19 protein-coding genes are annotated in these 26,703 nt (G+C 64.5%); 11 read left to right on the forward strand and 8 right to left on the reverse strand.

The window, feature by feature from the left end; genetic code table 11:
* Positions 1-107 precede the first annotated feature (107 nt).
* Entirely contained in the window at positions 108-989 is an 882-nt protein-coding gene (locus tag EWH10_RS12775) for an MBL fold metallo-hydrolase (protein WP_130030001.1), read from the forward strand.
* Positions 990-1,442: 453 nt separating this feature from the next.
* Positions 1,443-4,547, forward strand: coding sequence for a TonB-dependent receptor domain-containing protein (locus tag EWH10_RS12780; protein WP_065846352.1), 3,105 nt, complete (start codon positions 1,443-1,445; stop codon positions 4,545-4,547).
* A gap of 165 nt (positions 4,548-4,712) precedes the next feature.
* Here the strand turns inward: EWH10_RS12780 and EWH10_RS12785 are convergent, their stop codons facing one another.
* On the reverse strand, positions 4,713-5,369 hold the full coding sequence (locus EWH10_RS12785) for an FABP family protein (RefSeq protein ID WP_065846351.1): 657 nt from the start codon (positions 5,367-5,369) through the stop codon (positions 4,713-4,715).
* Between the two features lie 276 nt (positions 5,370-5,645).
* Between EWH10_RS12785 and EWH10_RS12790 the strand changes: the two genes are divergently transcribed.
* The 9 genes from EWH10_RS12790 to EWH10_RS12830 all read left to right on the forward strand — a co-directional run bounded on the left by EWH10_RS12790 (position 5,646) and on the right by EWH10_RS12830 (position 14,847).
* Complete coding sequence (locus tag EWH10_RS12790) at positions 5,646-6,827, forward strand: acetyl-CoA C-acyltransferase (RefSeq protein WP_065846350.1); 1,182 nt, start codon at positions 5,646-5,648, stop codon at positions 6,825-6,827.
* Positions 6,828-6,999: 172 nt separating this feature from the next.
* Positions 7,000-7,617: a YbhB/YbcL family Raf kinase inhibitor-like protein gene (locus EWH10_RS12795; RefSeq protein WP_044660838.1), complete on the forward strand. Its 618-nt coding sequence runs from the start codon at positions 7,000-7,002 to the stop codon at positions 7,615-7,617.
* Between the two features lie 183 nt (positions 7,618-7,800).
* Positions 7,801-10,077, forward strand: coding sequence for an FdhF/YdeP family oxidoreductase (locus EWH10_RS12800; protein ID WP_065846349.1), 2,277 nt, complete (start codon positions 7,801-7,803; stop codon positions 10,075-10,077).
* A gap of 28 nt (positions 10,078-10,105) precedes the next feature.
* Entirely contained in the window at positions 10,106-10,531 is a 426-nt protein-coding gene (locus EWH10_RS12805; RefSeq protein WP_130030002.1) for a cytochrome c family protein, read from the forward strand.
* Entirely contained in the window at positions 10,513-11,514 is a 1,002-nt protein-coding gene (gene coxB / locus EWH10_RS12810) for a cytochrome c oxidase subunit II (RefSeq protein ID WP_207212583.1), read from the forward strand. The genes EWH10_RS12805 and coxB overlap by 19 nt, the downstream gene beginning before the upstream one ends.
* Positions 11,511-13,403 carry a cbb3-type cytochrome c oxidase subunit I gene (locus EWH10_RS12815; protein ID WP_065846346.1) on the forward strand — a complete coding sequence of 631 codons (1,893 nt, stop codon included), beginning with the start codon at positions 11,511-11,513 and terminating at the stop codon, positions 13,401-13,403. The genes coxB and EWH10_RS12815 overlap by 4 nt, the downstream gene beginning before the upstream one ends.
* Positions 13,400-14,017: a cytochrome c oxidase subunit 3 family protein gene (locus EWH10_RS12820; RefSeq protein WP_065846345.1), complete on the forward strand. Its 618-nt coding sequence runs from the start codon at positions 13,400-13,402 to the stop codon at positions 14,015-14,017. The genes EWH10_RS12815 and EWH10_RS12820 overlap by 4 nt, the downstream gene beginning before the upstream one ends.
* Complete coding sequence (locus EWH10_RS12825) at positions 14,014-14,337, forward strand: hypothetical protein (protein ID WP_061933930.1); 324 nt, start codon at positions 14,014-14,016, stop codon at positions 14,335-14,337. The genes EWH10_RS12820 and EWH10_RS12825 overlap by 4 nt, the downstream gene beginning before the upstream one ends.
* Before the next feature lie 87 nt (positions 14,338-14,424).
* Positions 14,425-14,847, forward strand: a complete 423-nt coding sequence (locus EWH10_RS12830; protein ID WP_083199026.1) for a c-type cytochrome — start codon at positions 14,425-14,427, stop codon at positions 14,845-14,847.
* Positions 14,848-15,052: 205 nt separating this feature from the next.
* Here EWH10_RS12830 and EWH10_RS12835 read toward each other — a convergent pair whose 3' ends face one another.
* The 7 genes from EWH10_RS12835 to EWH10_RS12865 all read right to left on the reverse strand — a co-directional run bounded on the left by EWH10_RS12835 (position 15,053) and on the right by EWH10_RS12865 (position 26,639).
* Positions 15,053-16,348, reverse strand: a complete 1,296-nt coding sequence (locus EWH10_RS12835; protein ID WP_065846344.1) for a DUF3422 domain-containing protein — start codon at positions 16,346-16,348, stop codon at positions 15,053-15,055.
* A 151-nt stretch (positions 16,349-16,499) separates the two neighbouring features.
* Positions 16,500-17,735: an SGNH/GDSL hydrolase family protein gene (locus tag EWH10_RS12840; protein ID WP_044660845.1), complete on the reverse strand. Its 1,236-nt coding sequence runs from the start codon at positions 17,733-17,735 to the stop codon at positions 16,500-16,502.
* Between the two features lie 70 nt (positions 17,736-17,805).
* On the reverse strand, positions 17,806-20,736 hold the full coding sequence (locus tag EWH10_RS12845) for a TonB-dependent receptor (RefSeq protein ID WP_065846343.1): 2,931 nt from the start codon (positions 20,734-20,736) through the stop codon (positions 17,806-17,808).
* Positions 20,737-20,849: 113 nt separating this feature from the next.
* Positions 20,850-22,487 (reverse strand): GH35 family beta-galactosidase, encoded by a 1,638-nt coding sequence (locus tag EWH10_RS12850; protein ID WP_130030003.1) that lies wholly within the window; start codon positions 22,485-22,487, stop codon positions 20,850-20,852.
* Positions 22,484-23,956 (reverse strand): mannitol dehydrogenase family protein, encoded by a 1,473-nt coding sequence (locus tag EWH10_RS12855; RefSeq protein WP_065846342.1) that lies wholly within the window; start codon positions 23,954-23,956, stop codon positions 22,484-22,486. Before EWH10_RS12855 ends, EWH10_RS12850 begins: the two co-directional genes overlap by 4 nt.
* A complete protein-coding gene (gene uxaC, locus EWH10_RS12860) occupies positions 23,953-25,365 on the reverse strand; it encodes a glucuronate isomerase (protein WP_065846341.1) in 1,413 nt (470 codons plus the stop codon). Before uxaC ends, EWH10_RS12855 begins: the two co-directional genes overlap by 4 nt.
* On the reverse strand, positions 25,362-26,639 hold the full coding sequence (locus EWH10_RS12865; RefSeq protein WP_065846340.1) for an MFS transporter: 1,278 nt from the start codon (positions 26,637-26,639) through the stop codon (positions 25,362-25,364). Before EWH10_RS12865 ends, uxaC begins: the two co-directional genes overlap by 4 nt.
* Positions 26,640-26,703: the final 64 nt, after the last annotated feature.

Consider the following 26,703-nt stretch of genomic DNA (forward strand, 5'->3'; position numbering starts at 1 on the left):
CGCAGGATCATCGCAATGCTGCCTTGCATGAAAGGGAAAGAGCCATGGCCGCTGATGCGCGCAGGGTTCGACGGGTACGGGCCCTTGGATTGAGTGCGGCGCTCCTGATGGCGAGCGGCTCGGGATATGCCCCGGACCTGAAGGCAGCTTGCGTAGCGCTGCCGAAGCTCTTCGCGGAAAAGTGGATCGACGGCACGCTGCCGCAGGAGCCCTTCACCCAGGTCCAGCAACTCGACGAGGACAGTTTCGTCATCCGCCAGTCGGTCAAGACCAATTTCGAAGCGCCCTTCCTTTATCTGCTCTTCGGGCGCGACAGGGCTTTGCTGATCGACAGCGGGGCCGAAGGCGGCCGCATCAGGCCGACAGTCGACCGGCTAGTCGCCCAGTGGCTGGCCGCTCACGGACGCCGTTCGATCCCGCTCGTGGTCGCCCATAGCCACAGCCATGGCGACCATGTTGCCGGAGACGCCGCCTTCCGTGACCGCCCGGATACGACCGTCGTCGGGCTGAAGCCATCGGACGTGGCCAGCTTTTTCGGCATCTCCCATTGGCCCGAGGGAGTTGCCAATTTCGACCTGGGCGATCGCGCGCTCAGCGTCATCGCAACACCAGGGCATCAGGCCGCCGCGATCATGATCTACGACCCTCGCCTCAAGATCTTGTTGTCGGGCGACACGCTCTATCCCGGCCGCCTTTACGTGCCGGTAAATTTCATGGCCGACAATCGCGCCAGCATCGAACGGCTGGCAGCCTTCGCGGCGAAGCATCCGATCTGCGCCGTCATGGGAGCTCATATCGAGATGACGTCCGAGCCGGGGCGCGACTATGGGCATGAAGCGTCAACCCATCCAGACGAACATCCCCTCCCCTTGCCGGCGCAAACCATTGGTGAACTCCAGACCAGCCTGCGAGAGCCGCTGGAGACACCCGACCAGCGGCAAGTCCACGATCATTTCATCATTGTCCCGGTACCCGCCCGCGCGGAATGATCCGGCGGTGTCGGATAAGATTGCCTTCAAAATCGGAGCAAAGTCTGTGATTCTGGCGCAAGATCGATATGCCTCCAGTTGGAAAGCTTCGCGCGGGCGACCGGACAGACTTTCGTCCTTGCCGCTTTCTTCTTCGCCTGCGCGGCATCGATCATCTGGCTTGCATCGCGACCCACGCACGCAGTTGATCCCGATGCGGCGCATTGATCGAAAGCTTTCGGTGCATGTCACATGACGATCCAGGAACCTATGTCATGCGCAACATGGAGGAGCAAATCTCCCGCCCACTGACCGAGAGGCGACCCCTGGCAAATGGCCGTTCCTCCTCCTTTGATGTGATATAATAGTGACAATGCAGCTATTTGTGCGTCATGTGGGAAATCGCGCTGCCGATGCTTGTTCTATCCCCGAAGGCATGAAGGGATGCCTTCTGCAAGGGATGAGGGGTGTAACATGCAGCTTCGTGCTATTCTGCTTGGCTCGGCGAGCTGGAGCGCGGCTTTCCTGATCGCAACCGGCGCGGCCTGTGCGCAGACGAATGCGGACGCAGCCTCCCCGGCTGCCGCAACGGCGCCGCAGGGCAGCGACACGGCGTCGGACAGAGGAGAGCCGGTCATCATTGTGACAGGTTCCCGCATTGCGCGGCCGACACTGGATTCGCCGATCCCCGTAACATCGCTGTCGATTGCGGACCTTACCCGGAGCGGCGGCACCGTCATCGGCGATGTGCTGAATGATCTGCCCTCGCTGCGGTCCTCCTACAGTCAGGCGAACTCCACCCAATATATCGGCACGTCCGGCCTCAACCTGCTCGATTTGCGTGGCCTGGGCGTCACGCGCTCGCTGGTTCTGGTGAACGGCCGTCGCCATGTCACCTCGTCCGAAGGCGATTTTCTCGTCGATACGAACACCATTCCCACCGACCTCATCGAGCGCGTCGACATCGTGACCGGCGGCAGTTCGGCCGTCTATGGCTCCGATGCCATGGCCGGCGTGGTCAATTTCGTGCTGAAGCGCGATTTCGATGGCCTTTCGCTTGACGGCAAGGCCGGTATCTCCAGCTATGGCGACCGGGGAACCTATCGGCTGTCGGGCACCTTCGGCCGGAATTTCGCCGACGGACGGGGCAATGTTGCGCTGAGCCTGGAATATAATCGCGCGAATTTGCTGACCTATACCGACCGGCCCGCCCTGACTGGCGCTTTTTCCGGACGGCGGCAATTCCAACTGGTCGACAATCCGTCTCTGGACAATGACATTCCCGACAGAAGCTTCCTGACCGGGGTGCACAGCTTCGGTTATGACAATGGCGGCAATTTCATCGCCTATAATGGCGGCAGCCCCCTGTCCTGCGGCACTGGCGCTGCGGGGGCCTGCCGCGCAAATGGCTTCCCGCGCGTTTTCGGCTTCAACCCCGACGGATCGCTTTACGAATATGCCTATGGCAATGATTTCCGCCCTGCCGGATCCGGGAATAATCAGAATGGCAACGGCGCGACGCTGAACGATCGCGGCACGCTCAATCCCTCGCTCAAGCGCTTCGTGGCGAATTTCCTTGCCCATTATGACGTGTCGGATGCATTTCGCCCCTTTATCGAGGCCAAGTTCGTCCGGGTGAAGAGCTTTAACCAGGGCAGCCCGACATTCGGACAAGGCGGGGAACAAGGCACGGTCGCGTCGGAGGATGAGGACGGCAATCCGATCCGCGTGGCGGCGACGCCCGACACCTATCTGGGATCGGGCGTTCCGATCTTCTTCGACAATGCCTATTTGCAGCCGGGCGCGGCAGCCACCATTCGCTCGCTGCTGCCGGCGGGCGCGGAATTCTTCCGGCTCAACCGCAATAATAACGATCTTGGCACCCGCGACGAATATGACCGCCGCGACACCTATCGCATCGTCGTGGGCGCCGAAGGAACGTTCAACGACGACTGGCGCTATGATTTTTCCGTCAACTACGGGAAGTTCAAGAGCCGCTCCCTGTTCTTCAACAACCGTATCGAATCCCGCTTTCAGAATGCGGCCGACGCCGTTTTCAACGCTGCGGGCAATATCGTCTGCCGCATCAATCAGGTGACCGTCACAGACCCGGCCTGCGCACCGCTCAACCTCTTCGGGGACGGTGCGCCCAGCCAGGCGGCGCTCGATTATATCAACACCACATCCCATCGCCGGGGTAGCGCCAGTCAATTCGACATCAACGCCAATCTGGTGGGCGACAGCTCGCAATGGTTCGAGCTGCCGGGCGGTCCCGTCGCCTTTGCGATTGGCGCCGAATATCGTCGGGAAAAGGCGTTTTACGCCTATGACGATACGGTGAAGAGCGGCGATACTTTCCTGAACGCCATTCCCGACTTCAATCCGCCATCCTTCGCCGTGAAGGAAGCCTATGGCGAACTGGACGTTCCCCTTCTGAAGGACATGCCGTTCGCGCGGGAACTCAGCGTCAATGGCGCGGTTCGCGTCGCGGACTATAAGGGCGCAACCGGCACCGTCTGGGCCTATAATGGCGGTGCGATCTACGCGCCGGTTTCCGACATCAAGTTCCGGGTCAATTACTCCCGGTCGGTGCGGGCTCCGACACTGAGCGACCTTTATTCCTCGCCGTCACAGAATTTCGATCTTCTGGACGATCCCTGCGACGTCAATTTCATCGACAAGGGCAAGTCGACCCGCGCGGCCAATTGCGCCGCCGCCGGCGTTCCCGCGGGCTTCGTCAACAGCGTGGCGCGGGCCGGAAGCACGGAGTTTCTGTCGGGCGGAAATCCCAATCTGACCGCCGAAAAGTCGCGCAGCTGGACCTATGGGTTCATCCTGCAACCGCGCATGATCCCGGACCTGTCGATCACGGTCGACTATTACGACATCAAGATCAGCAAGGTCATCAGTGCCGTGGATGCGCAGACCATTCTCGACGCCTGCTATGATGGAGCAAATCTGAACAACCAGTTCTGTCAGCTCATCTATCCCCGTCAGGCCAATGGACTGTTCGCCAGACCGGCCCTGTTGCAGAGCACGGTGAACTTCGCCGCCCTGGTGGCGAAAGGCATCGACATGGATGTCGCCTATAATCATCGTTTCGACCCCGACAACAGGATCGCGGTCCGGGTCGTCGGCACCTGGGTGCGGACCCGCACGGACTATCCCTATCTCGACAATCCCAGCCAGCCCGAACGGGTGAAGGGAGAGCTGGGCGATCCGATCTGGAACGTCAATGCGTCCATCGACTATACGCACCGCAACCTCACCCTGGGGTATCAAATCCGCTATATCGGCCGCCAATCGATCACGGATTGGGAGGCTCAGCACGACACTTATGGTGTGCCTGCGCTCGATCCCAACTATGCCGACACCGTCTATTATCCGCGCGTTTTCTACCATTCGATCCGTGCGTCGCTGGACGTCGACAAGCGGTTCACCCTTTATGGCGGGGTCGACAATCTCACCAACCGTAAACCGCCCTACGGATTGTTCGGCAATGGCAGCAATGGTGATGGCGACGCCATTTACGACAATATCGGCCGCTTCATGTATATGGGCGTGTCTGTCAAACTTTGATTTGCAAAGCGGGGATGGGAAAGGGCGGGCGGGTTTGCGTGCCCTTTCTCAACAACATGTGACTTACCGATACAGGTCGAAAATGACGTTTGGGCAGCTTAACCCTCGGTAATGACTCAAGCGTCGAATTCCGGTTTTCGAAAGCGGACAGGGATGCCCGCCATATCAGTTCGACCTCGCCCGTCGGTCCAGAATCTGCTTGAGAGGATTGGGTTTGCCCGGCGCCACACGCCGAAGGGTATTCGTATCGTGATGGTCGAACGGGTCGGGCCTGCCGTGGACGGCAAGAGTGGTGTGAATATCATAGCTCCAGCTATCGTCGCCGTCGAAGCGGATGTCGATCCGGTATGCATCCGTTCGAAAACCATATTCCAGGAAAGCGGTCGAGCATATCCCATATTGCGTCTGACCGCGTGCCGCGACCAGCGACAAATTGTCGTCGCCGACCTTGGCGTGGCCCGCGGCCAGCGCCACCTGCCCACGTGGAATAGCCAATGTCTGCAGGATCAGCCCGGTCGCCGGTTCCCATAGCCAGTAACCGACCTGATCGTGGAAGGTGATGTCCTCTTCCTCGGTCGTGATATGGGTGTGATAGCGCAGGCCGTAGAAAAGCTGCGGCCCGTTGGTTTGAGGATCGATGGCATCGAACGAAACGCGCTCAACGAACACGCGCCGCTCGGGAGCGTCTGCCTTGGGATTGATATCAACACCCTTATGGGCCTCCCAGCGACCGGCCAGCCTCGCCAGCGGTCCCAGATTGGCGAGCGTGTCGGGGTCGACACCCGTTGGCTCGGTAAAAATATCCTGAGGAAACGGATTCATGGCCTTTCCCTGCGAAACGAGTGGAACCCGCAACATAGAACCTGATCCTGGTCGACCCAAGGACTCAATTCCTTGCCTGGCTCATAGGCTTAGGGCAAAAAATATGCCGCTGATCGCGTGCGTGAACGTGGACAGCGCGGGAAGGAATATCGGTGCGCCCGTTGCACGCATTGCCGGGATGGGAGAAGAGGCGGGCGATACGGACGGAAACCCTCGTCACGATTCGCGGCATGATCCAGTGCTGGGTTCGTCCCTGAACCGCTTGAGGAAAGAGATATGAGCAAGGACATCATCATCGCTGGCTATGCCCGGACGCCCATGGGCGGCTTTCAGGGCGCACTTTCCAGCGTTTCGGCACCGGAACTGGGCGCCGTTGCGGTGAAGGCGGCGGTCGAGCGCTCCGGCGCCGCGCCGGAGGCCATCGACCGCATCTATATGGGCTGCGTCCTGCCCGCCGCCCTCGGCCAGGCGCCCGCGCGGCAGGCGGCGCTTGGCGCGGGCCTGCCCCAGTCGGTGGAGGCGACGACGGTCAACAAGATGTGCGGTTCGGGCATGCAGGCGGCAATCATGGCGGCCGAAGCGCTGAGCGCCGGGGCCGTGGACATCGTCGTCGCCGGCGGCATGGAGAGCATGACCAATGCGCCCTATGCCCTGCCCAAGCACCGTTCCGGCGCGCGCATCGGCCACGACCGGGTCATCGACACGATGATGATGGACGGGCTGGAGGACGCCTATGATCGCGGCAAGCCCATGGGAGCCTTTGCCGAGGACACGGCCCGCGATTATCAGTTCACCCGCGCGGAAATGGATGCCTATGCGGTCGAAAGCCTCGCCCGCGCCAATGCGGCGATCGACAGCGGCGCCTTCGCTGCGGAGGTGGTGCCTGTCACCGTCAGGACGCGCGGCGGCGAGGTCCAGGTCGACAAGGACGAACAGCCCGGCAATGCGAAGCCGGAGAAGATACCCTCGCTGAAGCCCGCCTTCGCCAAAGACGGTGCGATCACGGCGGCGTCCTCCGCCTCCATTTCGGACGGCGCAGCCGCGCTGGTGCTGACCCGTGCGGATGTCGCTGAGAAGCTTGGCCTTGCCAGGGAGGCGCGCATCGTCGCCACCGCATCCCATGCCCATGCTCCCGCGCTGTTCACGACTGCCCCGGTCTTCGCAATCCGCAAGGTGCTGGAGAAGGCGGGCTGGTCCGCCGGGGACGTCGATCTCTACGAAGTGAACGAGGCGTTTGCCGCCGTCGCCATGATCGCGATGCGCGACCTCGACATTCCGCATGACAGGATCAACGTCAATGGCGGTGCTACCGCATTGGGTCATCCCATCGGCGCCAGCGGCGCGCGCATCATCGCCACGCTGGTGGCGGCATTGAAGGCCCGCGGCCTCAAAAAAGGCGTCGCGGCGCTCTGCATCGGCGGCGGCGAAGCGACCGCCGTGGCTCTCGAAATCCTCTAAGACGGATAGAGATAACAATTTGGACCGGCGCCGTCCTTCCGGATGGCGCCATCCTTTAATCCATGTCTCTCAGATTATGGATTATAGCGCGGCGCGGCTCATCGCGATGGAACGTCCTGCACGCGGCTGAAGTTTTCCCTTCAGTCGATGACCGGAGCCATGGAGCCAGCCGATGCTCGAACATATTCCCGCCTGGATGGGCAGGATCTTCACCAATGTCCGCGCCGGCCATGAAAGGCTGGCCATCGTCAGGGCCGGGCTGCAGGGAACGGCGCCCATGATCCCCCTGTCCAGCCCGGCTTTCGCTGCCGGCGGCCGGCTGCCGATCCGCTTCACGGCGGATGGCGAAGGGGTATCCCCGCCGCTTGTCTGGGGTGAGGTGCCGGCAGGCACGGCCAGCATCGCGCTGATCGTCGAGGACCCCGACGCGCCCACACCCAATCCGCTGGTCCATGGTCTGCTCTGGGACCTGCCCGGCGATCTCCGCCAGGTGGACGAGGGGGAGATTGCGGAGGGCAAGGAGGCCACCGTCGGTTCCGTTGGCCGAAACAGCTATCTTGCCCAGGCCTGGCTTCCGCCGGACCCGCCGACGGGCCATGGCGAGCATGATTATATTTTCCAGCTCTTCGCCCTGGCGCAGGCCATTGATCTGGGGCCGGGGCCCGGCCGGTCCGACATCGTCAAGGCGATGGACGGCCAAGTGCTGGGGGTGGGCGTGCTGGTCGGCACCTATTCCCGCGGCGATCCGGCGCCCGTCGGACATGTCGGCCCCGGCCTGGCGCGCGGTTAGCCCGGGAACAAGGCAGGCGCCTCGTCCGCCTGAACCGGCCGGCACCGATCCTTGGAACGTCTCCGCCCTCAAACCGTTCGGGACATGAAACAGAAACAAATCAGCCTCGCCCGACCGGCGTCCAACCCAGGTTAGTTCGCGCTGCGTAATAAACCGATAGAGAAGCGACAGGAGGGTCGTGCCATGGGCGATGAAGACGACACCGTTCATTATGACGGCACGGAAGGCGGCTGGGGCTCGATCAAGGGCATGGCCGAGATCGCCTGGCGCGAGAAGCCGACGCCGGCCGTCCTCAACACGCTGCGCCGGCAAAACAAGGTCAAGGGGTTCATGTGCGTGTCCTGCGCCTGGACAAAGCCCGCCCATCCGCATGCCGCCGAATTTTGCGAGAATGGGGCCAAGGCCACGTTATGGGAACTGACCAGCCGCCGCTGCACGCCCGAAGTGCTGGCCAGACACAAGGTCGGCGAGCTCAGGACATGGAAGGACCACGACCTTGAGCAGCTTGGGCGGCTCACCCATCCGATGCGCTTCGATCGGGCGAGCGACCGCTATGTGCCCTGCTCCTGGGAAGAGGCGTTCGAGGCGATCGGCAGGGAACTCAAGGCCATCGATCCCCGCGCCGCCGTCTTCTATTCATCGGGGCGGGCCAGCCTAGAAACAAGCTATCTCTATGCCCTGTTCGCCCGGGCCTATGGTCACAACAACCTGCCGGACAGTTCCAATATGTGCCATGAGACGACGTCCGTCGCGCTCAAGAAGCTCATCGGCTCCCCGGTCGGCACCTGCGTGCTGGCCGATTTCGACCTGTGCGACGCGATCTTCTTCTTCGGGCAGAATACGGGCTCCAACAGCCCCCGGCTGCTGCATCCGCTGCAGGAGGCGGTGAAACGCGGGGTGAAGATCGTGACCTTCAACCCGATCCGCGAAAAGGGTCTGGAAGTCTTCAAAAATCCCCAGAGCCCGACCGAAATGCTGACGCCCAAGGCGACGCAGATCTCGACGCTCTATCTGCAGGTCAAGGCCGGCGGGGACATTGCCGCCATCACCGGACTGATCAAGCATGTCCTTGCCGAGGAAGAAAGGAAGTGGCGCGAGGAACAGCGCCACGTCCTCGACATCGACTTCATCGAGCAGCACTGCACCGGATTCGAAGCGCTCAAGGCCCATGTCGAGGCGACAGGCTGGGAGGAGATCGAGCGCGAGAGCGGCCTTGCCCGCGCCGACCTCCGGCAGGCGGCGCAGATCTACATCGACGCTCCCCGCTCCATCGCCATGTACGGCATGGGCCTGACCCAGCATGTCCATGGCTTCGAAAATCTTGCGGCGCTCACCAATCTCTGGCTGCTCAAGGGCAATATCGGCCGCGACGGCACCGGCATATCCCCGGTCCGCGGCCATTCGAACGTGCAGGGCCAGCGGACGGTCGGCATTTCTGAAAAGCCGGAACTGGTGCCGCTGGACAGGATCGCCCGGCAATATGGCTTCGACCCGCCGCGGGAAGAGGGCATGAACACGGTGAAGGCGTGTGAGAAGATCCTGTCGGGAGAGGTGAAGGCCTTTATCGGCCTGGGCGGCAATTTCGTCCGCGCCATCCCGGAACGCGAGAAGATGGAGGCGGCCTGGCAGCGCCTGCGCCTGACGGTCCAGATCGCGACCAAGCTCAACCGCAGTCACCTCATAAACGGCGAAATCGCCTATCTTCTGCCGTGCCTTGGACGGTCCGAGGAAGACATGCAGGCATCCGGCCCGCAGGCGGTGACGATGGAGGATTCTCTCTCCTGCATCCACGGCTCGCTGGGCAAGAACAAGCCCGCCTCCGACCATCTGAAGTCGGAAGTGGCGATCGTGGCCGGAATGGCGAAGGCGACGCTTCCCCCCAATCCAAAGCTGGAATGGGACGCATGGACGGCGGATTATGCCAGGATCAGGGACAGGATCGAGGAAAGCTACCCGGACCAGTTCCACGACTTCAATGACAGGGTGTTCACGCCCGGCGGCTTCTACCGCGGCAATTCGGCGCGGGAGCGGATCTGGAAGACCGAGAGCGGAAAGGCGCAGTTCACCGTTCCCAAGACGATGAGTTCGGTCGGCTTCGAACCGGCGGTGGGCCGTTACAGGCTGGTGACCTTGCGGTCGAACGACCAGTTCAACACGACGATCTACGGCTATTCCGACCGGCTGCGCGGCATCGAAGGAACGCGCGACGTCGTGCTGATGAACCCTGAGGATATGGGAGCCGCCGGCCTTCGGGAGGGCCAGGTCGTCAGCCTGGCGAGCGATGCCGGGGACGGCGTTCATCGTCAGGTCGACGGTCTGGCGGTCACGCCCTTCCTGCTGCCGCGCGGCTGCCTGGGCGCATATTATCCGGAAATGAATCCCCTGGTTCCGCTCTGGTACCACGACGAACAGTCGAAGACACCTGCGGCCAAGGGCGTTCCCGTCCGCATCGTCATCTGAGATGCGGAAGCGCGGGGCAGCGGCATTGATGGCGATCCTGCTCGGCGGATGCAGCCAGGAAGCGCGCGACCTGGGCCCCGGCCTGCCGCAGACGGCGCCGCATGGCAATGCGGACCCGCGGATCGACGCCTATCAGGGGAATTTCTACCAGATCGCGCAGGGCGGCCGCTATTTCGCCTGGTATGGCTGTTCGCCCTGCCACAGCGAACAGGCAAAGGGCGGCGCCCGATTGTCCGATGGGCAATGGGTTCAGGGCGGGGGCTTCGCGGACGTCTACCGGTCGATCGCCACGGGCCATGGCGGCGCCTATGGCCGACGCGTGCCGGTCGAGCAGCTTTGGCAGATCACGGCCTATGTCCGCGATCTGCCGCTGCACTATCCCGAAAAGCGGCGGCGGCTCCTGCTCGACCAGAAGGGCGAGCCGCAGGAATCGGCATGGTCCGGCCCGCAATGAGCCGATCGACATCGGTCATCGCCATGCTGATCCTGTCCGCCTGCACCGGCGTCCAGTCGCCGCTCGCCCCGGCAGGGGATCAGGCGTCCGCTCTCCACATGCTTCTGATCGTCATGACGGTGGTCTGCGGGCTGGTCTATCTGCTGGTGATGGGCGGGCTCGTCTGGGCCCTCATGCGCGCCCGCTCGCGCCGCCGAAAGGATGAAGGACGGGCTGAAAAGCGGGTGGACCGCGCCCTCCATGTCGCGGCGGGGGTCATCGTCGTCGGGCTCACCATCCTCATCACCGCCAGCTTCTTCGCTGACCGCGCCCTGTTCGCAACCCGCGGGCAGGACGCCATGGCCGTGCGCGTGACCGGGCATCAATGGTGGTGGCGGATCGAATATCGCGATCCGGCGAGCGGGCGCTGGATCGAGACCGCCAACGAACTCCATTTGCCGCTGGGCCGCACGACACGGGTCGAGCTTACGTCGGGAGATGTCATTCACAGTTTCTGGGTGCCGAACGTCTCCGGAAAGATCGACATGATTCCCGGCCGCCGCAACCTTCTCGACCTGACGCCGCGTCGAACGGGCTGGTTTCGCGGGGCCTGCACGGAATTTTGCGGCGCGCAACATGCCCATATGGCCTTCGATGTGAAGGTGGAAGCGCCTGCCGATTTCGACCTCTGGCTGAAGACGCAGGCAGCCCCGGCGGCATCCGGCGCGCCCGTCACAGGGCGCGGAGCCCAGCTCTTCGCGACGAAATGCGCGGCCTGCCACAGGATCAGGGGCACATCGGCAACAGGACGGGCGGGACCCGATCTCACCCATATCGCCGCGCGAAGGTCCATCGCCGCCGGCACGCTGCCCATGACGCGGGGCGCGCTGCAAGGCTGGATCGCGCAGCCCCAGGCGTTGAAGCCCGGTACGTCGATGCCGGCCGTACCGCTGCTGCCTGCGGATGCCGATGCGCTCGCCGCCTATCTGGCGAGGCTCAGATGACCGCCGACGCGACCCTGATCGAACGGCTGGACGAAAGGTGGCGCGACCCGCCGGGCCTGCGGGGTTTCCTGACCACGGTCGATCACAAGCGCATCGCCGCGCGCTACATCGTCACGGCCCTGTTCCTCATGTTCCTGGCCGGCATGCTCGCGCTCGACATGCGATGGCAGCTGTCGGTCGCCGAAAACACCCGCATGAGCCCGCAGCTCTACAATGAAAGCTTTTCGCTGCACGGTTCGACCATGTTGTTCCTGGTGTCCGTGCCATTGATGGAGGCCATGGCCTTCTGGCTGGTGCCGCTGATGCTCGGCACGCGCAACATGGCTTTCCCGCGCCTTGGCGCCTTCAGCTTCTGGCTCTATTTCGGCGGCGTCCTGACCCTGTGGATCGCCCATGCGATCGACATCACGCCCGACCTTGGCTGGTTCGAATATCCCCCGCTCTCGGGTCCATCCTACAGCCCGGGGCATCGCGCCGACATCTGGGCGCAGATGATCACCTTCACGGAGGTTGCCGCGCTTGCCGCCTCGGTCAATGTCGCGGCGACCATCCTCAAGATGCGGCCCCCGGGCATGACGCTGACCCGCATGCCGGTATTCCTCTGGGCCATGCTGATCGCATCGATCATGACGATCCTGTCCATGCCGGCGGTCATGCTCGTCACCTCCATGCTGATCGCCGACCGGCTCGTCTCGACCCATTTCTTCTCGCCCGCCGGGGGCGGCGACACGCTTCTGTTCCAGCATCTCTTCTGGTTCTTCGGGCATCCGGAAGTCTATATCATCTTCGTGCCCGCCACCGGGTTCATATCCTCCATCGTCGAGACCTTTTCGCGGCGGACGCTGTTCGGCCATGCCGCCCTCGTCCTCTCCATGATCTCCATCGGCGCGCTGGCCTTCGGCCTGTGGGTGCACCATATGTTCGCCGTCGGCCTGCCCCGCCTGGGCAATGATTTCTACACCGCCGCCAGCATGGCGATCGCGCTGCCCGCCGGATTGCAGATCTTCTGCTGGATCGCGACGATCTGGCTCGGCAGAATCCGTCTTGCGACGCCGATGCTGTGGATTCTGGGCTTTGTCGCGACCTTCGTCATCGGCGGCCTTTCAGGCGTGATGACCGCCTCGGCGGCTCTCGACCTGCAACTCACCGACACCTATTTCGTGGTGGCGCATCTTCATTATGTGCTGATCGGCGGGGCGATCTTCCCGCTTTTGGGGGCCTTTGCCTATTGGTACCCCAAGGCGACCGGGCGGCTGATGTCGGAACGCTGGGGAAAGGTCGCCTTCGTCCTGATCGTCGGCGGCTTCAACCTGGGCTTCATGCCGATGCATTTCCTGGGCCTGATGGGAATGCCCCGTCGCGTCTATACCTATCCGCCCGGCATGGGCTGGGAAACGCTGAACCAGGTCGCGACCGCTGGCAGCGCCATCGCCGTGGCGGGCGGGCTCGTCTTTGTGGGCAATGCGCTATGGGCCTATTGGCGCGGCCAGCCGGCGGGCGACGACCCATGGGGCGGATCGACGCTGGAATGGGCGTCCCCCTCCCCGCCGCCGCCGTACAACATGGCGCATGTGCCCGTGGTGCACGGCCTGACCCCGATGTGGGACGATGCCGGGCGGCTCGACGTCATGGACGGCCTTCGCCCGGACCGGCGCGAAGTGCTGGTAACGTCCGTGACCGACGCCATTCCCCTCTACAGGCAGAAGAGCGCCGCGCCGTCGATCTGGCCGCTGCTGGCGGCGCTCGCGGTCTCCGCCATGTTCATCGGCAGCATTTTCACGCCTTGGGCCATTGTCGTCGGCGCGGCGCCGGTCGCCGCCACCCTGACGGGATGGTTCTGGCCCAGCCGGCCCCGCTCCCGATCGGGACCATTGGGAGTGAATGCATGAGTCCTTCCCGCTCCATCCGGATCGTCGGCGATCTTTCCACCCTGCCGGAAAGCGCATCGGGCCCGCGCCATCTGGTCTGGTGGGGCAATATCGGCTTCATGGTCATAGAGGGGACCGGCTTCGCGCTCGCCGCCGCGGCCTATCTCTACCTTATGACTCAGGCTCCTGCCTGGCCGCCCAAGGGCGACGCCTTGCCCGGACTTTTGTGGAGCGCGATCTTCACCATCGGCCTGCTGCTGAGCGCGGTGCCCAATGTCTGGGTGTTGCGCTGCGCCAGGAAGAAGCATCTGAGCGGCGTGCGCTGGGGTACGCTGGCGATGGCGGTCATCGCAGCCTTGCTCTTCATACCCCGCGCGTTCGAGTTCGCGCATCTCGGCATATCCTGGCATCAGGACGCCTATGGATCGATCGTCTGGACGCTCCTCGTCCTCCACACCACCCATGTCGTCACCGACTGGTTCGACACGGTAGTGCTGGGCGTCTGGCTTTTCACCCATGAGGTCGGAGACGATCAGTTCGCGGATGTGGAGGACAATTCCAATTATTGGACCTTCGTGATCCTATGCTGGCTGCCCGTCTATGCCCTCATCTACTGGGCGCCGAGGGCGCTATGACGCCCAGCCGCCTCAGCATCCGGGCGCGGGCCTGGATCGGCCTGCTGCTGCCGCCGATGACCTGGTTCCTGTTCGAACAGGGCCTTTCCGCACTGCTCCATGCCGATTGCGGGCGATGGCGGATCGGCCTTGCTTGGGGGGTGGTCAGCATCGCCCTTTGCGCCTTGGCGGCGCGCATCGCCTGGCCCCTGACAGGGTCGCATGGCCCCCTTTCCCATCCCTGGCTGGCCAGGCTCGCCATCGCCGTCGCGGGCATATTCGCGCTGGCGAGCGCCTTCCAGACCCTCGCCCTGCTGATCGTGCCGCCATGCGTCGGATAGGCGTGATCCTTCCAGCGCCGCCGCCGGGCTGTCTCGTCCATGCCGGCGCAGCGATGCGCTTCACCCGCAAAGTGCCGAGGCCTGCATATGGCTAGCCGCCCCGTCCCCTCAAGCCTCGTCTGGCTGGCAGCGATCCTTCTGCTCGCGGTCTGCGTCACGCTTGTGGCGGGCGGCGCGATCTATCTGGAAACCAGGGCCGCCGATGAAACCCGCGCCGACGCCATGACCGGCGGACATTCGGAAAGGGGCCGGGCCGCCCTTTATCGCCATGGCTGCGGCGCCTGCCATGTCATTCCCGGCATCGACGGCGCGAACGGCATGGTGGGGCCGGACCTGACCCATGTCGGCCAACGCGCAAGCCTGGCCGGTTCGCTCCCCAACGATCCGGAGACGATGGTGCGATGGCTGATGCATCCGCAGGCGCTGCGTCCCGGAAGCGGCATGCGCGAACAGGGCCCGTCGGAGCGTCAGGCACGCGACATCGCCGCCTATCTCTATGCCCGGAACTGAGGGGAGGCATGGCACAAACAGGGTTCCACCAAGCCGGAAATCCTGGGGCCGATTTAGTTCAGGGTGAGCCGAAAATGGCAGTTTTCCGTGACCCGGAGCGCAGCATATTCAAAGTAAGCGAGCACCGGAAGCACGGGAATGGAAGCGGAGCAGGTGACTCGATTCAACCATTGCAGGCCACCATGAGCCTGAATGTCGATCGGTCCTAATGCGCGTCGCCGGATGGACGCTTCACCTTTCTGATCTGGCCGATCCCCAGGAAGACCGTGATGATCGTCACCGGGAACAGCGCGACATCGATCCAGGCGGGCAAATGCCATCCCTGAAGCTCCAGCGCTTCCTTCAGATGGTGCCAAAGGCCAAGGGCATAATAGCTGATGGCCACCACCGACAGCCCTTCCACCGTATGCTGGAGCCGCAATTGCAGCGCGGTCCGGCGGTCCATGGACGCCAGCAGGTCGCGGTTGCGGCGGGCAAGGGCGGTGTCGACCCGCGTGCGCAGCAAGGCGCTGGTCCAGGCGGTCCGCTGCGCCAGATCCTCCAGCCGGCGGGTGAAGGCATCGCAGGTGCGCATGGCCGGCAGCAGGCGCCGCTCGGTGAAATCGTCGAGCGAGCGATACCCCCGCACCGGCACGACGGCGAGACGGCGGAGGCGGTCGCGGCAGATTTCCGCATAGGCCCGCGTCGCGCTCATGCGGTAGCGGGTGCGCGCCACGATCCCGGCCAGCTCCGCGCTCAAGGCGGAAAGTTGCTCCAGCACCTGATCGGCATCCGCATCCTTCTGCGCGACGCGGCTCGTGATCGCGGTCAGCCGCTGTTCGAGCGCGGTGAGTAAGGGGGTCGCCTGTTGCGCCTCGGGCAGGCCGAGCAAGGCGATCTTGCGGTAATTGCCCAGTTCCTGGAGCCGCTGGACCAGTTGCGAGCTTTCGCCGCCTTGCAACCCCTTGTCGTGGATGAGCAGCCGGCCGAAGCCGTCGGCATGCAGGCGGAAGTCGCTCCAGATGCGGGCATGGCCGTCCGCAACGTCGGATATGATGAGGTCGTCGGTCGCGAAATGCGCGGCGATCGCCGCGGAGGGCGGTTCGTCCATGACCATGGCAATCTGGGTGGAGCGGATCACCCGGCCCAGCATGTCCGCCATCCATGCGGGCACATCGCCAAATGGCGCGAGGTCGAACAGCGTCGCGCCCTCGACCGGCGCGAGGAAGCTGTAGGTCATGAATTCGGTATGACGCTCCCAGGAGAAATGGAGGTCGCCAATCCGCGCGGCAAGGAAGCGGTCACCGGCCTTGAGGGCGGGAAAGCGGTGGGACAGCAGGGCGATGCCCTGCTCGGCCTGCTGCTCGTCGACCAGCAGCACGAATTGCAGCGCGAGGGCCGGCGCATCGAAACGGGGCAGGCCGCGAATATGCATTTCCCGCGAGAGGGAAGCCCGCAGCGGATGGTCGCGCTGGCTCAGCGCCGCAAAGGGATCGGCCGGGGTGCTGGTCATGTCGTCCATGGGCCGGTTCTTCCTTGGCAGGCTTGCGCTATTAAGTCCGACAATATCGTCCTTGTCGATTCATAATGCCGCAGGATCGCCATTGGCAATCCGCCCTGCCCGAAAGGATGACGGGCAGAAGGGCGAGACGGACGAGCTCGCCCGACCCCCGCTATCTGAACAGATCGAGCGGGATCGCCCGGGCCATGGCGCGATAGCCTTCGGGCGAAGGATGCAGCGCATCCCCGACATCATGGCGGGGAAGCAGGCGGTCGGGGCGAGCGGGATCGCGCACCGCCCGGTCGAAATCGATCACGCCGTCGAAATTCCCCGGCTCGCGAATCCAGCGGTTGACGGCCTGCCGGTCGGCTTCGTTGCGGGCGTCGGGATGATAATAGTCGTTGCCCATGAAGGGCAATATGGTTCCGCCGATCACCTTGATGCCCCGGGCCCGCGCCCGCATGACGATCTGGCGATAGGACCCGATGATGCGCGATACCAGCCGGGCATGTTCGGCATCGCTGACCGGCGCTTCGCGCGTCAGCGTGCCGATGTCGTTGATCCCCTCCAGCAGGATCAGGTAGCGCACGCCCGGCTGCGCCAGCACATCGCGGTCGAGCCGGGCAAGCGCGTTGGGGCCAAGGCCGTCGTTCAGCAGGCGGTTGCCGCCTATGCCCTGGTTGACGACCGCCAGATGCCGCGTCGCCGGATCGGCCTGAAGTCGCCGGGCGAGATTGTCGGTCCAGCGGTCATTGCCATCCGTGGTCGACCCCCTCCCGTCGGTGATGGAATCGCCCAGCGCGACGATCAGCTCCGCCGCCGTGCAGCGCTCCACCTCCAGCGCTGCCAGCGAGAACCAGTGCTCCACCGCCTGCGCGCCCGCCATGGCAGGGTCGGTCAGATGATCGCCCTTGAGCAGCCAGGAGGTCGCCCGCGATCCGGGGTGGGAGGTCTGGCCCGAAGGCTCCTCCCCAAAGGCGATGCTGATCGCCAGATCGTCAAAGGCGCGGACCGGCAGCGCCACCGGATCGGACAGATAATCCGCGCCGGCCGGGATCGTCACGTCGCTGCGCCCGTCGAAGCGGAGCGGAAGGAGGGTCTTCGCATCGATGGCCGGCGATCCGGCCCGCAGCGCGCGCGCGATGCTGGCGCCCCTTATGTGCAGCGGCGCGGCGCCCATCAGATTGGACAGGCGCACCCGCAGCCGGTCCCCCGCCATGGAGGGCCGGACGATCTGCCGCAGGCTGCTGTCCGCCAGCATGCCCGGCGCCAGCGCATTGTCCCCGGTGGGCGCCATCTGGGCAGAGGCCCAGGCCGCAGTCCAACGCCCTGCGCATGGCGCCGCCAGAGCCGGGCCCGCGATGCAGGCCGCGAGCGGGAACAGAAAAGCCGCAAAGGTCAACCGCATGGGCTTGTCCTCGTCAGAACGAAAGAAAGGGGCCGGTCTTGCAACCGGCCCCAGGCTCCTTGGGGGAGGATCAGAAATTCGCGCGGATGCCCGCCAGCACCGTCCGGCCCGGATAGTAGATCGAATAGGGTGCATTATCATATTCGAAGGTGGTGCGGATCGGTTCGTTGGTGATGTTGAGCACATCCAGCGTCAGGCGCATCGCCTTGTTGAGGAAAGGCAGTTGATAACCGGCGGACAGATCAAGCTGGCCGCGGGCATCATTGCGCAGGGCGGCGCCGGTAATGCCGTTCTGCGGCGCGTTGACCGCAATCGACTTGTCGTTCCAGACATAGTTCAGGCTGACCGAGAGGCCGTTATTCTCATAGAAGCCCTGGAGATTGTACGACCATTTGGAAACGCCGGTCGCAACCAGCCTGGTCGCCTGACCCGGCATCAGCTTCGACGACTGCTTGAGGTAGGTGCCGTTGGCCGAGAAGCCAAGGCCCTTCACCAGGAAGTCGAGCGGTTGCACCCAGGTTGCCTCGATCCCCTTGATCTTGAGGTCGCTGAGGTTGATCGGCCGGTTCACCGAAACGATCAGGTCGTTGATCGCCACGCCGGTCGATGCCGCGCGGTTGGTCAGCGCTTGCTGCTGGGTCGCGATCAGGCTGTCATAGGGAATATTGAGCGACCCGAAGGTGACATCCTGGGACTGGGTGACGGTAAAGCCCTGGACATTCTTCTGGAACAGCGACAGCCCGACATAGCCGATGCCGCCGGTGTAGATTTCGCCGCCCAAATCGTAATTGTCGGAAGTATAGGGCTTCAGCGTCGGATTGCCGGCGGTCGCCACCAGAGCCGAGGGATCGGTGAAGGTCACGCCCGGCAGGATCTGGCTCGCATCCGGGCGCGTCATGGTCCGCGAGGCGGAGGCGCGCAGTTTCACATTGTCGGCAATGTCGTAGGTCAGGTTAATCGATGGCAGGAAATTATCATATTTCGACCGCGAGGTGATGTCGACGATCGCTGTGCCCACCTGGCTGGGACCGACCACCAGCTGGTTGGTGGCGGCGTAGCGCATGCCGGCATTGATGTGCAGGTCGCGGCCCGCGATGGTGGTGACGCCGTTCAGTTCGAAATAGGCGCCCCAGACCTTTTCATCCATGTCTCCGGTCGCGCCGCCCGTCACCGCGCCGCGCGTTTCCGGCGCGCTGTCGCGATAGCTGTAATAGTCGGTCGCATCCTTGATCGCGCCGAAATCAGGCATGATGAAGGCGTTATAGCCGATATTCCGGCCCGCCAGATGCCCGAAATTGCCGACCGTCATCGGCATCAGATATTGCGGAATGGCGCTGGTAGGGATCGATCCGGTGGCGCCGGTGCAGCCCGTGCCGCAGACCGAAAGCTGATAGGCCGGGCTGTTGTCATAGGCGCGGATCGAGCGAGTCGCCCGGTCATAGGCGGCGCCGACCTTCACGTTGAACATGGCGTCGCCCAGCATGACGTCCAGATGCGCGCCCTTGGTTTCCGTCTTGCGGCGAACCAGCGCGATGTTCTGGCGATACCATTGCCAGCCGAGATTGGGGTCGTTCAGGTCGACATTAGTGGTAATCGACGGATAATAGCCTTGCAGATTGTCATAATAGACGTCGACCCCCGAATTGGGCGGCGTCTGGAACGCGAAGGTCGGCTGCTCGCGGAAGAAGCGGCTCTTGGAATAATTGGCGCTGAGGTCGACCTTCAGGGTTTCGGTCGGCTGCCAGCTCAGGCTGGGATTGATGTTCCAGAACTTGGTGGTCTGCTTGAACTCGCTCGCCTCCAGGAAGAAGGAAGAGTTGGCGAAGGTACCCGAAGTCACGACCCCGTTGTCGTCGACGGTGAGATCGATCGGAATCATGCCGCCGGTCGCCTGCGCTCCCGTGCCGGGGCCGGAGTTGCGGACCTGCCAGTTCATGTTGATGCGCGAATAGTCACGCTTCGATTTTGCCCAGATGCCGTCGAGGGCGAAGTGCAGCGTATCGCTGGGCCGCCATTCAAGAGAGGCCAGGGCTGAAATGCGCGAACGGTCGCCGACCGTCAGCGTATTGCGGCCAAGGCGGGGCAGCAGCGCGGTGCTGAGTTGGCTGCGGGTCAGGCCGGAGGTCGCGACGACATCAACCGGCTGGCCCGGGATAAGGCCGTGACCTGCATTGGCGGGGACGGTCGAAGCCCAGAAGAAGTTGTTGCCGCCCGGATCGGGGACGCCATTGACCGGACCCAGATTGCCGTCGGTCCAGCCGACCGTGTCGAAGCCATCGATGCGGGTCTTGGTCTTGACGCCGGCCACGCCGACCAGAATGCCGAAAGTGTCGGTCGTATGGCTGGCCACGATCGCGCCGCGCGGGCTCAGCTTTTCATTGCTGTCGGTATATTGGCCTTGCGCGACCACGGTGACATGGGTGCCCGGCTTGTCGAAGGGACGGGCGTTGCGCAGGTTGACGGTGCCCGCAATGCCGCCTTCCAGCGTAGAGGGCGACGGCGTCTTGGCAAGGTCGAGGCGGGTGAAGAGTTCGGACGGGAAGAAGTCGAGGTCGACTTCGCGATTGGCGCTGCCGCCGTTCGTGCCGCCGTCCGACGCGACCTGAAGCTGAGAGCCGTTCAGCAGGACGCGGGTGAAGCTGGGGCCAAGGCCGCGGATCGCGACCTGCGTGCCTTCGCCGCTGATGTCGCGGTTCAGGCGCACGCCGGGCATGCGGTTCAGCGTTTCCGCAAGGTTGGTGGCGGGCAGCTTGCCGATGTCTTCGGCAAAGATGGAGTCGCCGAAGGCGACCGCGTTCTTCTTGGCGTTGGTGGCGCTTTGCAGGCTGCCGCGGATGCCGGTCACGACGATGTCGGCTGCTTCGTCCTGCTGGGCGACGGGTTGAGCGGCGGGCTGGGCCGCGCTGTCCTGGGCGATCGCCGCCTGGGCCAGCGTCAGCGCGCCGAAGGCCGACGCTGCGCAAAGCGCGATGCGGAAAGAGCGAATGTGAGAATCTGCCATTTGAAAATCCCCTCCTGAGCGCAGCTTCCGCCTATCCGGTAAGCCTGTCTGGTAGCGCTATCAGTGCGGCTTTGATAAACCCTGAGTTATTTTTGTCAAGCCCGGAAGCGTCTTTATTGGTAACGGTACAAGCGGACCTTCTGGATCTGGAAGTTGCCGGCGGGCAGCCGGATATGGCGCCCCTGATGGGTCTGGTCGCCATTCAGCAATCGTCCGGCGATCCAGCGGCCCTGCGCGTCGAAATGCCCTTCCCAGGCGCTGTCGATCCCGGCGAGACCCGGTCCTGATCCCGCCGGGGCGAAGGTGACGGTGATGCCCTGCCCGGCGATCAGGTAATCCTCCGGCCCGGTCTGAATGACGATGCCGCCTGCGTTAACGGTATCAGGAGTGGCGACGGGTCTCTGGATGTCGGCGAAGGCGACGGTGAAGCGGTAATTGCCGATCGTCTCCGTCACCGGCTCATAGACCAGCGTTTCGTCATAGAGCGATTTCGGCCGGAAAGCCGACATTCGGCCCAGACCCTGCGCGGCGAGGATATGGGGGGCGAGCTGTTCCAGCAGGCCATAGGCCTCGCCCAGCGCCCCCGGCTTCTCGTCGATCGACTCGATGGAAAAGGGGCCGAAGCCGATCGCGTCCAGCTTGCCGATGGCGTAGAAGGCATTGCCGGGCACCTGCGGATGGTCAGCATTATTGGCTTCGGGGATGAACAGCGGATTGTCGGGCCGCTTGTAGATGTTCACGATGTCGACGAAGTTCGGGAAATAAATGTCGGGCGCCAGGAAATCGATGGCGGGCGCTCCCGCCTTCCACACGTCGATCAGGTGCGGCTGCGGCCCGCCGCTCGGATATTCGCCCGGCAGGCGACCGGGGCGGTTGAGCGCGACATTGACATACATGGGCATGGGATAGGCGCCCTTGCCCGCGCGGGTCAGGGCGTCGGCAAAGCGCGCATAATGCCAGGCGGTGAAGATTTCCTCCGCCTGATGGCCGGGGCCGAACACTTCGGACCAGGTGCCGCTGGTCCTGTTCCCCTGCTCCTCCCAGAGGCGCTTCATCTGCGGGACCAGCGTGTCGCGATGCTGCTGCAAATAGGTCATGAGTTCAGCGGGCACCGGCCCCCTGAAAGCGGCATCGGCGAGGGGACCATAGTCGCGGGCGACCGGCAGCATGCCGATCTCATTTTCCACCTGGGTCATCAGCACCGTATTCTGCCTGTCGTCCACGGCCCTGATATGCGCCATCAGCGCGGCAAAGGCCTTCTGGTCGGCCTCCAGCGTCGCGGGCGCCATGGCGGAAAGGATTTCGACGCCCTGCCCATTGGGAAGCTGCGCGCGGGGGAAGCGGCTCTGGTCGCGCTTCACCCAGGCGGGGACGTAGGTCGACATGCTGTTCTTCCACGCGCCGAACCAGAGGATGACCAGCTTCAAGTCATTCGCCCGCGCGTCACGGATCAGCGCGTCCACCGAGGAAAAGTCGAACCTGCCCTCCTCCGGCTCGATCAGTTCCCAGGACACAGGGGCCAGCACGGTGTTGAGGTGCATGGCCTTCAGCCGCTTCCAGTGCGGCGCCATATAGGCCGCGCTCGACGCGCTGCTGTTGCCCAGCTCGCCCGCGATCAGCAGCATCGGCTTGCCCTGCACGCTGAGTTGGGTGGCGCTGCCCTGCCTGACGAGCCGGGGCGGTTCGGCCTGCGCCGTGGCGGCCAGCGCGAAGGCGGTAAGCGCGGCGCCGATCCTGGCGAATTGCATCATATTTTCTCCTGGAAGGTGGCGAGCGCGGCCAGCGCGCCCTGCGTTTCGAGGATGGCGAGCCACCGGGCCAGCGCCACGCGGAAAGCCGCATTCGCCGCCAATGCGGGCGGAACCACGGAGTCGAGGCGCAGGATCGCAGCGGCCCGCTCCTCCGGCGTGTCGGCACCCGCGAGCCGGGCGGCGATCGTGCCTGCCAGCGGGTCGTCGACGACATGCGTTTTGCCAAGATCGTCCCGTCCCGCCTGCCAACGCACCCATGCCGCGACGGCCAGGGACAGCGCCCCTATCCCCTGCCCCGCCGCCAGCCTCGCGGCGATGGGGGCAAGCAGGCGCTGGGGCAGCTTCTGCGATCCGTCCATGGCGATCTGCCGCGTGCGATGGCGCAGCGTCGGATTGTCGAAGCGGGCCATCAACGCGTCACGATAGGCGACGATGTCGAGTTCCGGTGGCGGCGACAGCGTCGTCTGCGCCTCATCCCACAGCGCCTCGACAAAGGCGCGTGCCGGGGGAAGCGCCAGCACGTCATGCACATGGTCGATGCCCGCAAGGCCGCCCAGATAGGCGATGCCGCTGTGCGCGCCATTCAGCAGGCGCAGCTTCGCCTCCTCCCACGGGGCGACGGCCGCCGTCAGTTGCACCCCTGCCCCGAATTCGGGGCACGGGCCGCAAAACCGATCTTCGATCACCCATTGGATGAAGGGTTCGGTCTTGACCATCGCCCGGTCTTCCGCGTCCAGCCGTGCGGCGAGCGCGGCGACATCCTCCGGCGTGGTGGCGGGCACGATGCGGTCGACCATCGTCTCCGGGAAAGCCGCTTCTTCCGCGATCCACTCCGCCAGCGCGGGATCATGGCGGCGCGCCAGCGCCAGCACGGCATTGCGCAACCGCTGCCCATTATGCGGCAGATTGTCGCAGGAAATCGCCGTGAAGGGCGGCAGACCCTGCGCCTTCCGCATCGCCAGCGCCGCGACCAGATAGCCCGGCGCCGTCTGCGGCGCGGCGAGCGAGGCGAGATCGGCCGCCAGTTGCGGATCACCCTCGATCAGCGCGCCGGTAGCGGGGTCGAGCTTATAGCCCTTCTCGGTGATGGTCAGCGTCACGACATGGGTGTCGGGCGACGCCAGGGCGTCCAGCAGCGCCTGCGGCTCCTGCGGCGCGACGATGACCCGCTGGACCGCGCCGATGATCCGCGCCCGCCGGGATGCGCCGTCGCGCACCAGCATGGTGTAGAGGCCGTCCTGCGGCGCCATCTGGTCGCGCACCTGCGGCGAGCGCAGGGACGCGGCGACGATGCCCCAGCGCAGGTCGCCGGCATTCAGCACGTCGTCAAAGACCGCCGCCTGATGCGCGCGGTGGAAGGCGCCGATCCCCAGATGGACGACGCCGGCCTTGACCGCCGTGCGATCATAGGCAGGCCGGATCACATCGGCGGGCAGCGTATCGAGCGTTGCGGAGCATAGCCGCCTCACAGCTTATAGGCCTGCTTCACAAGGTCGTAGGACAAGGCGCGGGCCAGTTCGAAAGCCTCGTCTTCTTCCAGCCTGTGTTCGGCCACCAGCCGCGCCAGCCAGGCGCAATCCATCCGGCGCGCCATGTCGTGCCGCGCGGGAATCGACAGGAAGGCGCGGGTGTCGTCATTGAAGCCGACCGTGTTGTAGAAGCCCGCCGTCTCGGTCGCACGCTCGCGGAACCGGCGCATTCCTTCCGGACTGTCATGGAACCACCAGGGCGGGCCCAGCTTCAGGGCGGGATAATGGCCCGCCAGCGGCGCGAGTTCGCGGGAATAGACATCCTCGTCCAGGGTGAAGAGGATCAGCGTCAGCCGCGGGTCATTGCCGTAGAGGTCGAGCAGGGGCTTGAGCGCCTGGACGAACTCTCCGGCCGCCGGAATGTCACCGCCCTTGTCCCTGCCGAAACGCGCCAGCACGGCTGCATTATGGCTGCGATGCACGCCGGGATGGAGCTGCATCACCATGCCGTCCTCGATCGACATGCGCGCCATTTCCACCAGCATATGGCCACGGAACAATTCGGCGTCGCGGTCGCTGACGGGCCCGGACATGACGCTGGCATAAAGCGCCTCGATCTCCGTCCTTCCGAGGTGCGCGGTGAAGGCGGTGGGGTGGCCATGATCGGTGGAGGTCGCCCCGGCGGCGCAGAAGTCTGCGCGACGCCTTTCATGGGCGCGCAGATAGCCGGCGAAACTGCCCGCATCCTCCCCCGCCATGGCGCAGAAGGCGCGGACATTGTCGGCAAAGCCGCGCACCGCCGGGTCCATCACCGGGTCCGGCCGATAGGCGGTGATCACCCTGCCGCCCCAGCCGGACGCCCGGATCGCCCGATGATGGTCGAGCGGGTCCAGCGGCCCTTCCGTGGTCGCGATGACCTCTATATCATAACGCTCGAACAGGGCGCGGGGACGGAAGCCGGGCGTCTTCAGCGCGGCGTCGATGATGTCGTAATAATGGTCGGCAGTCTCCGCCTCCAGCCGGACCTCGATGCCGAAGGCTTCGGCGAAGACCCAGTCGAGCCACATGCGGGACGGCGTGCCGCGGAAGAGGCGATAATGGGCGGCGAACCTGTGCCAGATGACGCGGGGATCGGTTTCCGTGGGGCTGCCATCCTTGGTCGGAACGCCCAGCTCCTCCAGCTTCACGCCCTGGCTCATCAGCATGCGGAACACATAGTGATCCGGCACGATCAGCAGTTCGGACGGGTTGGCGAAGGGATCGTCATAGGCGAACCAGCGCGGATCGGTATGCCCATGCGGGCTGACGATGGGCAGGTCCCTGACCGTGGCATGGAGCGCGCGGGCGATGTCGCGGGTGCGCGGTTCGGCAGGGAAAAGGCGGTCGGGGTGGAGCTTCAGCGGCTTCATGAACGGGATTCCGAAAGGGTGACGGGCGCGTAGCGCGGCACGATGAGGTGGACGACCAGCAGCGCGATCAGATAGGCGCAGGCCGCGACGATGAAGATCGGCTGGAAGCTGCCGACGCTTTCCAGGATCATGCCGGCGAACTTCGCCATCAGCATGCCGCCGATGGCGCCCGACAGCCCGCCAAGGCCGACGACCGATCCCGCCATCCAGCGGGGAAAGAGGTCGCCCGGCAGCGCATAGACATTGGCGGAAAATCCCTGGTGCCCGGCGCAGGCAAGGCCGATCAGCCCGACCGCGACCCACAGGCCCGGCGCCTGCGCGGCGAAGGCGATGGGCAGGGCGCAGAGCGCGGCGCAGAACATCGCGGTCTTGCGGGCGCGGTTGATGCTCATGCCCCGGCTCATCAGTCGCGACGACAGCCAGCCGCCCGTGACGGACCCCACGTCCGCCAGCAGATAGACGGCGATCAGCGGCGGACCGAAGTCCAGCATCTTGACGCCATATTGCTTGTTGAAGAAGTCCGGCAGCCAGAAGAGGAAGGTCCACCACACCGGATCGATCAGGAAACGCGCGGCGATATAGGCCCAGGTCTGGCGATGGCGGAACAGGGCGCGCCATTTGACCGGGCGCTGCGGCTCCTGCGGGTCGGCTTCGATCCAGGCGAGTTCTTCCTGCGAGAGGGTCTTCTTCTCCCGCGGGCGGCGATAGAAGCCGATCCATGCCGCCAGCCAGACCACCGTCAGCAGGCCGGTCAGGATGAAGGCCCAGCGCCAGCCCATGGTGACGGCGATGACGGGCACGATCAGCGGCGTCAGGATCGCGCCGACATTGGACCCGGCATTGAAGATGCCGATGGCGAAGGCGCGCTCCTTCCTGGGGAACCACTCATTGGTCGCGGCGATGGCGGCGGGGAAGGTTCCCGCTTCCCCGATGGCGAGCGGAATGCGCGCAAGCAGCATCCCCGCCGTCGAGGTGAAGAAGATGTGCATGACGTGGCCGGCGGTCCACAATCCCACCGCCAGCGCATAGCCCGCCCGCGCCCCGATCCGGTCGATCAGCCGCCCGAAGAAGACATAGGCGATGCCGTAGCCCGCCTGGAACCAGATGGCGAGGTCGGCATAGCCGCTCTCGCTCCAGCCGTAGCGGGCCTGGAGATCGGGCTTGAGCGTCGGCAGGACCAGCCGGTCGACATAGCTCAGCACCACCGCCGCGAACAGCAGGGCGCAGACGATCCAGCGGACCTTGCCGGAGGGTTTGGGGATGGATCGGGTCATGGTCGGTCCCTATGATCCGTCATCCCCGCGCAGGCGGCGATCCGGTTCGCGCCCCATATCCAGC

This window comes from Sphingobium fuliginis (assembly GCF_004152845.1).
GTDB lineage: Bacteria > Pseudomonadota > Alphaproteobacteria > Sphingomonadales > Sphingomonadaceae > Sphingobium > Sphingobium fuliginis.

What these genes read in the sequence shown, in the direction of transcription:
- EWH10_RS12775 (WP_130030001.1), top strand. Translation starts at nt 108, where the DNA reads ATGGCGAGCGGCTCGGGATATGCCCCGGACCTGAAGGCAGCTTGCGTA.
- EWH10_RS12780 (WP_065846352.1), top strand. Translation starts at nt 1,443, where the DNA reads ATGCAGCTTCGTGCTATTCTGCTTGGCTCGGCGAGCTGGAGCGCGGCT.
- EWH10_RS12785 (WP_065846351.1), bottom strand. Translation starts at nt 5,369, where the DNA reads ATGAATCCGTTTCCTCAGGATATTTTTACCGAGCCAACGGGTGTCGAC.
- EWH10_RS12790 (WP_065846350.1), top strand. Translation starts at nt 5,646, where the DNA reads ATGAGCAAGGACATCATCATCGCTGGCTATGCCCGGACGCCCATGGGC.
- EWH10_RS12795 (WP_044660838.1), top strand. Translation starts at nt 7,000, where the DNA reads ATGCTCGAACATATTCCCGCCTGGATGGGCAGGATCTTCACCAATGTC.
- EWH10_RS12800 (WP_065846349.1), top strand. Translation starts at nt 7,801, where the DNA reads ATGGGCGATGAAGACGACACCGTTCATTATGACGGCACGGAAGGCGGC.
- EWH10_RS12805 (WP_130030002.1), top strand. Translation starts at nt 10,106, where the DNA reads ATGGCGATCCTGCTCGGCGGATGCAGCCAGGAAGCGCGCGACCTGGGC.
- coxB (WP_207212583.1), top strand. Translation starts at nt 10,513, where the DNA reads ATGGTCCGGCCCGCAATGAGCCGATCGACATCGGTCATCGCCATGCTG.
- EWH10_RS12815 (WP_065846346.1), top strand. Translation starts at nt 11,511, where the DNA reads ATGACCGCCGACGCGACCCTGATCGAACGGCTGGACGAAAGGTGGCGC.
- EWH10_RS12820 (WP_065846345.1), top strand. Translation starts at nt 13,400, where the DNA reads ATGAGTCCTTCCCGCTCCATCCGGATCGTCGGCGATCTTTCCACCCTG.
- EWH10_RS12825 (WP_061933930.1), top strand. Translation starts at nt 14,014, where the DNA reads ATGACGCCCAGCCGCCTCAGCATCCGGGCGCGGGCCTGGATCGGCCTG.
- EWH10_RS12830 (WP_083199026.1), top strand. Translation starts at nt 14,425, where the DNA reads ATGGCTAGCCGCCCCGTCCCCTCAAGCCTCGTCTGGCTGGCAGCGATC.
- EWH10_RS12835 (WP_065846344.1), bottom strand. Translation starts at nt 16,348, where the DNA reads ATGGACGACATGACCAGCACCCCGGCCGATCCCTTTGCGGCGCTGAGC.
- EWH10_RS12840 (WP_044660845.1), bottom strand. Translation starts at nt 17,735, where the DNA reads ATGCGGTTGACCTTTGCGGCTTTTCTGTTCCCGCTCGCGGCCTGCATC.
- EWH10_RS12845 (WP_065846343.1), bottom strand. Translation starts at nt 20,736, where the DNA reads ATGGCAGATTCTCACATTCGCTCTTTCCGCATCGCGCTTTGCGCAGCG.
- EWH10_RS12850 (WP_130030003.1), bottom strand. Translation starts at nt 22,487, where the DNA reads ATGATGCAATTCGCCAGGATCGGCGCCGCGCTTACCGCCTTCGCGCTG.
- uxaC (WP_065846341.1), bottom strand. Translation starts at nt 25,365, where the DNA reads ATGAAGCCGCTGAAGCTCCACCCCGACCGCCTTTTCCCTGCCGAACCG.
- EWH10_RS12865 (WP_065846340.1), bottom strand. Translation starts at nt 26,639, where the DNA reads ATGACCCGATCCATCCCCAAACCCTCCGGCAAGGTCCGCTGGATCGTC.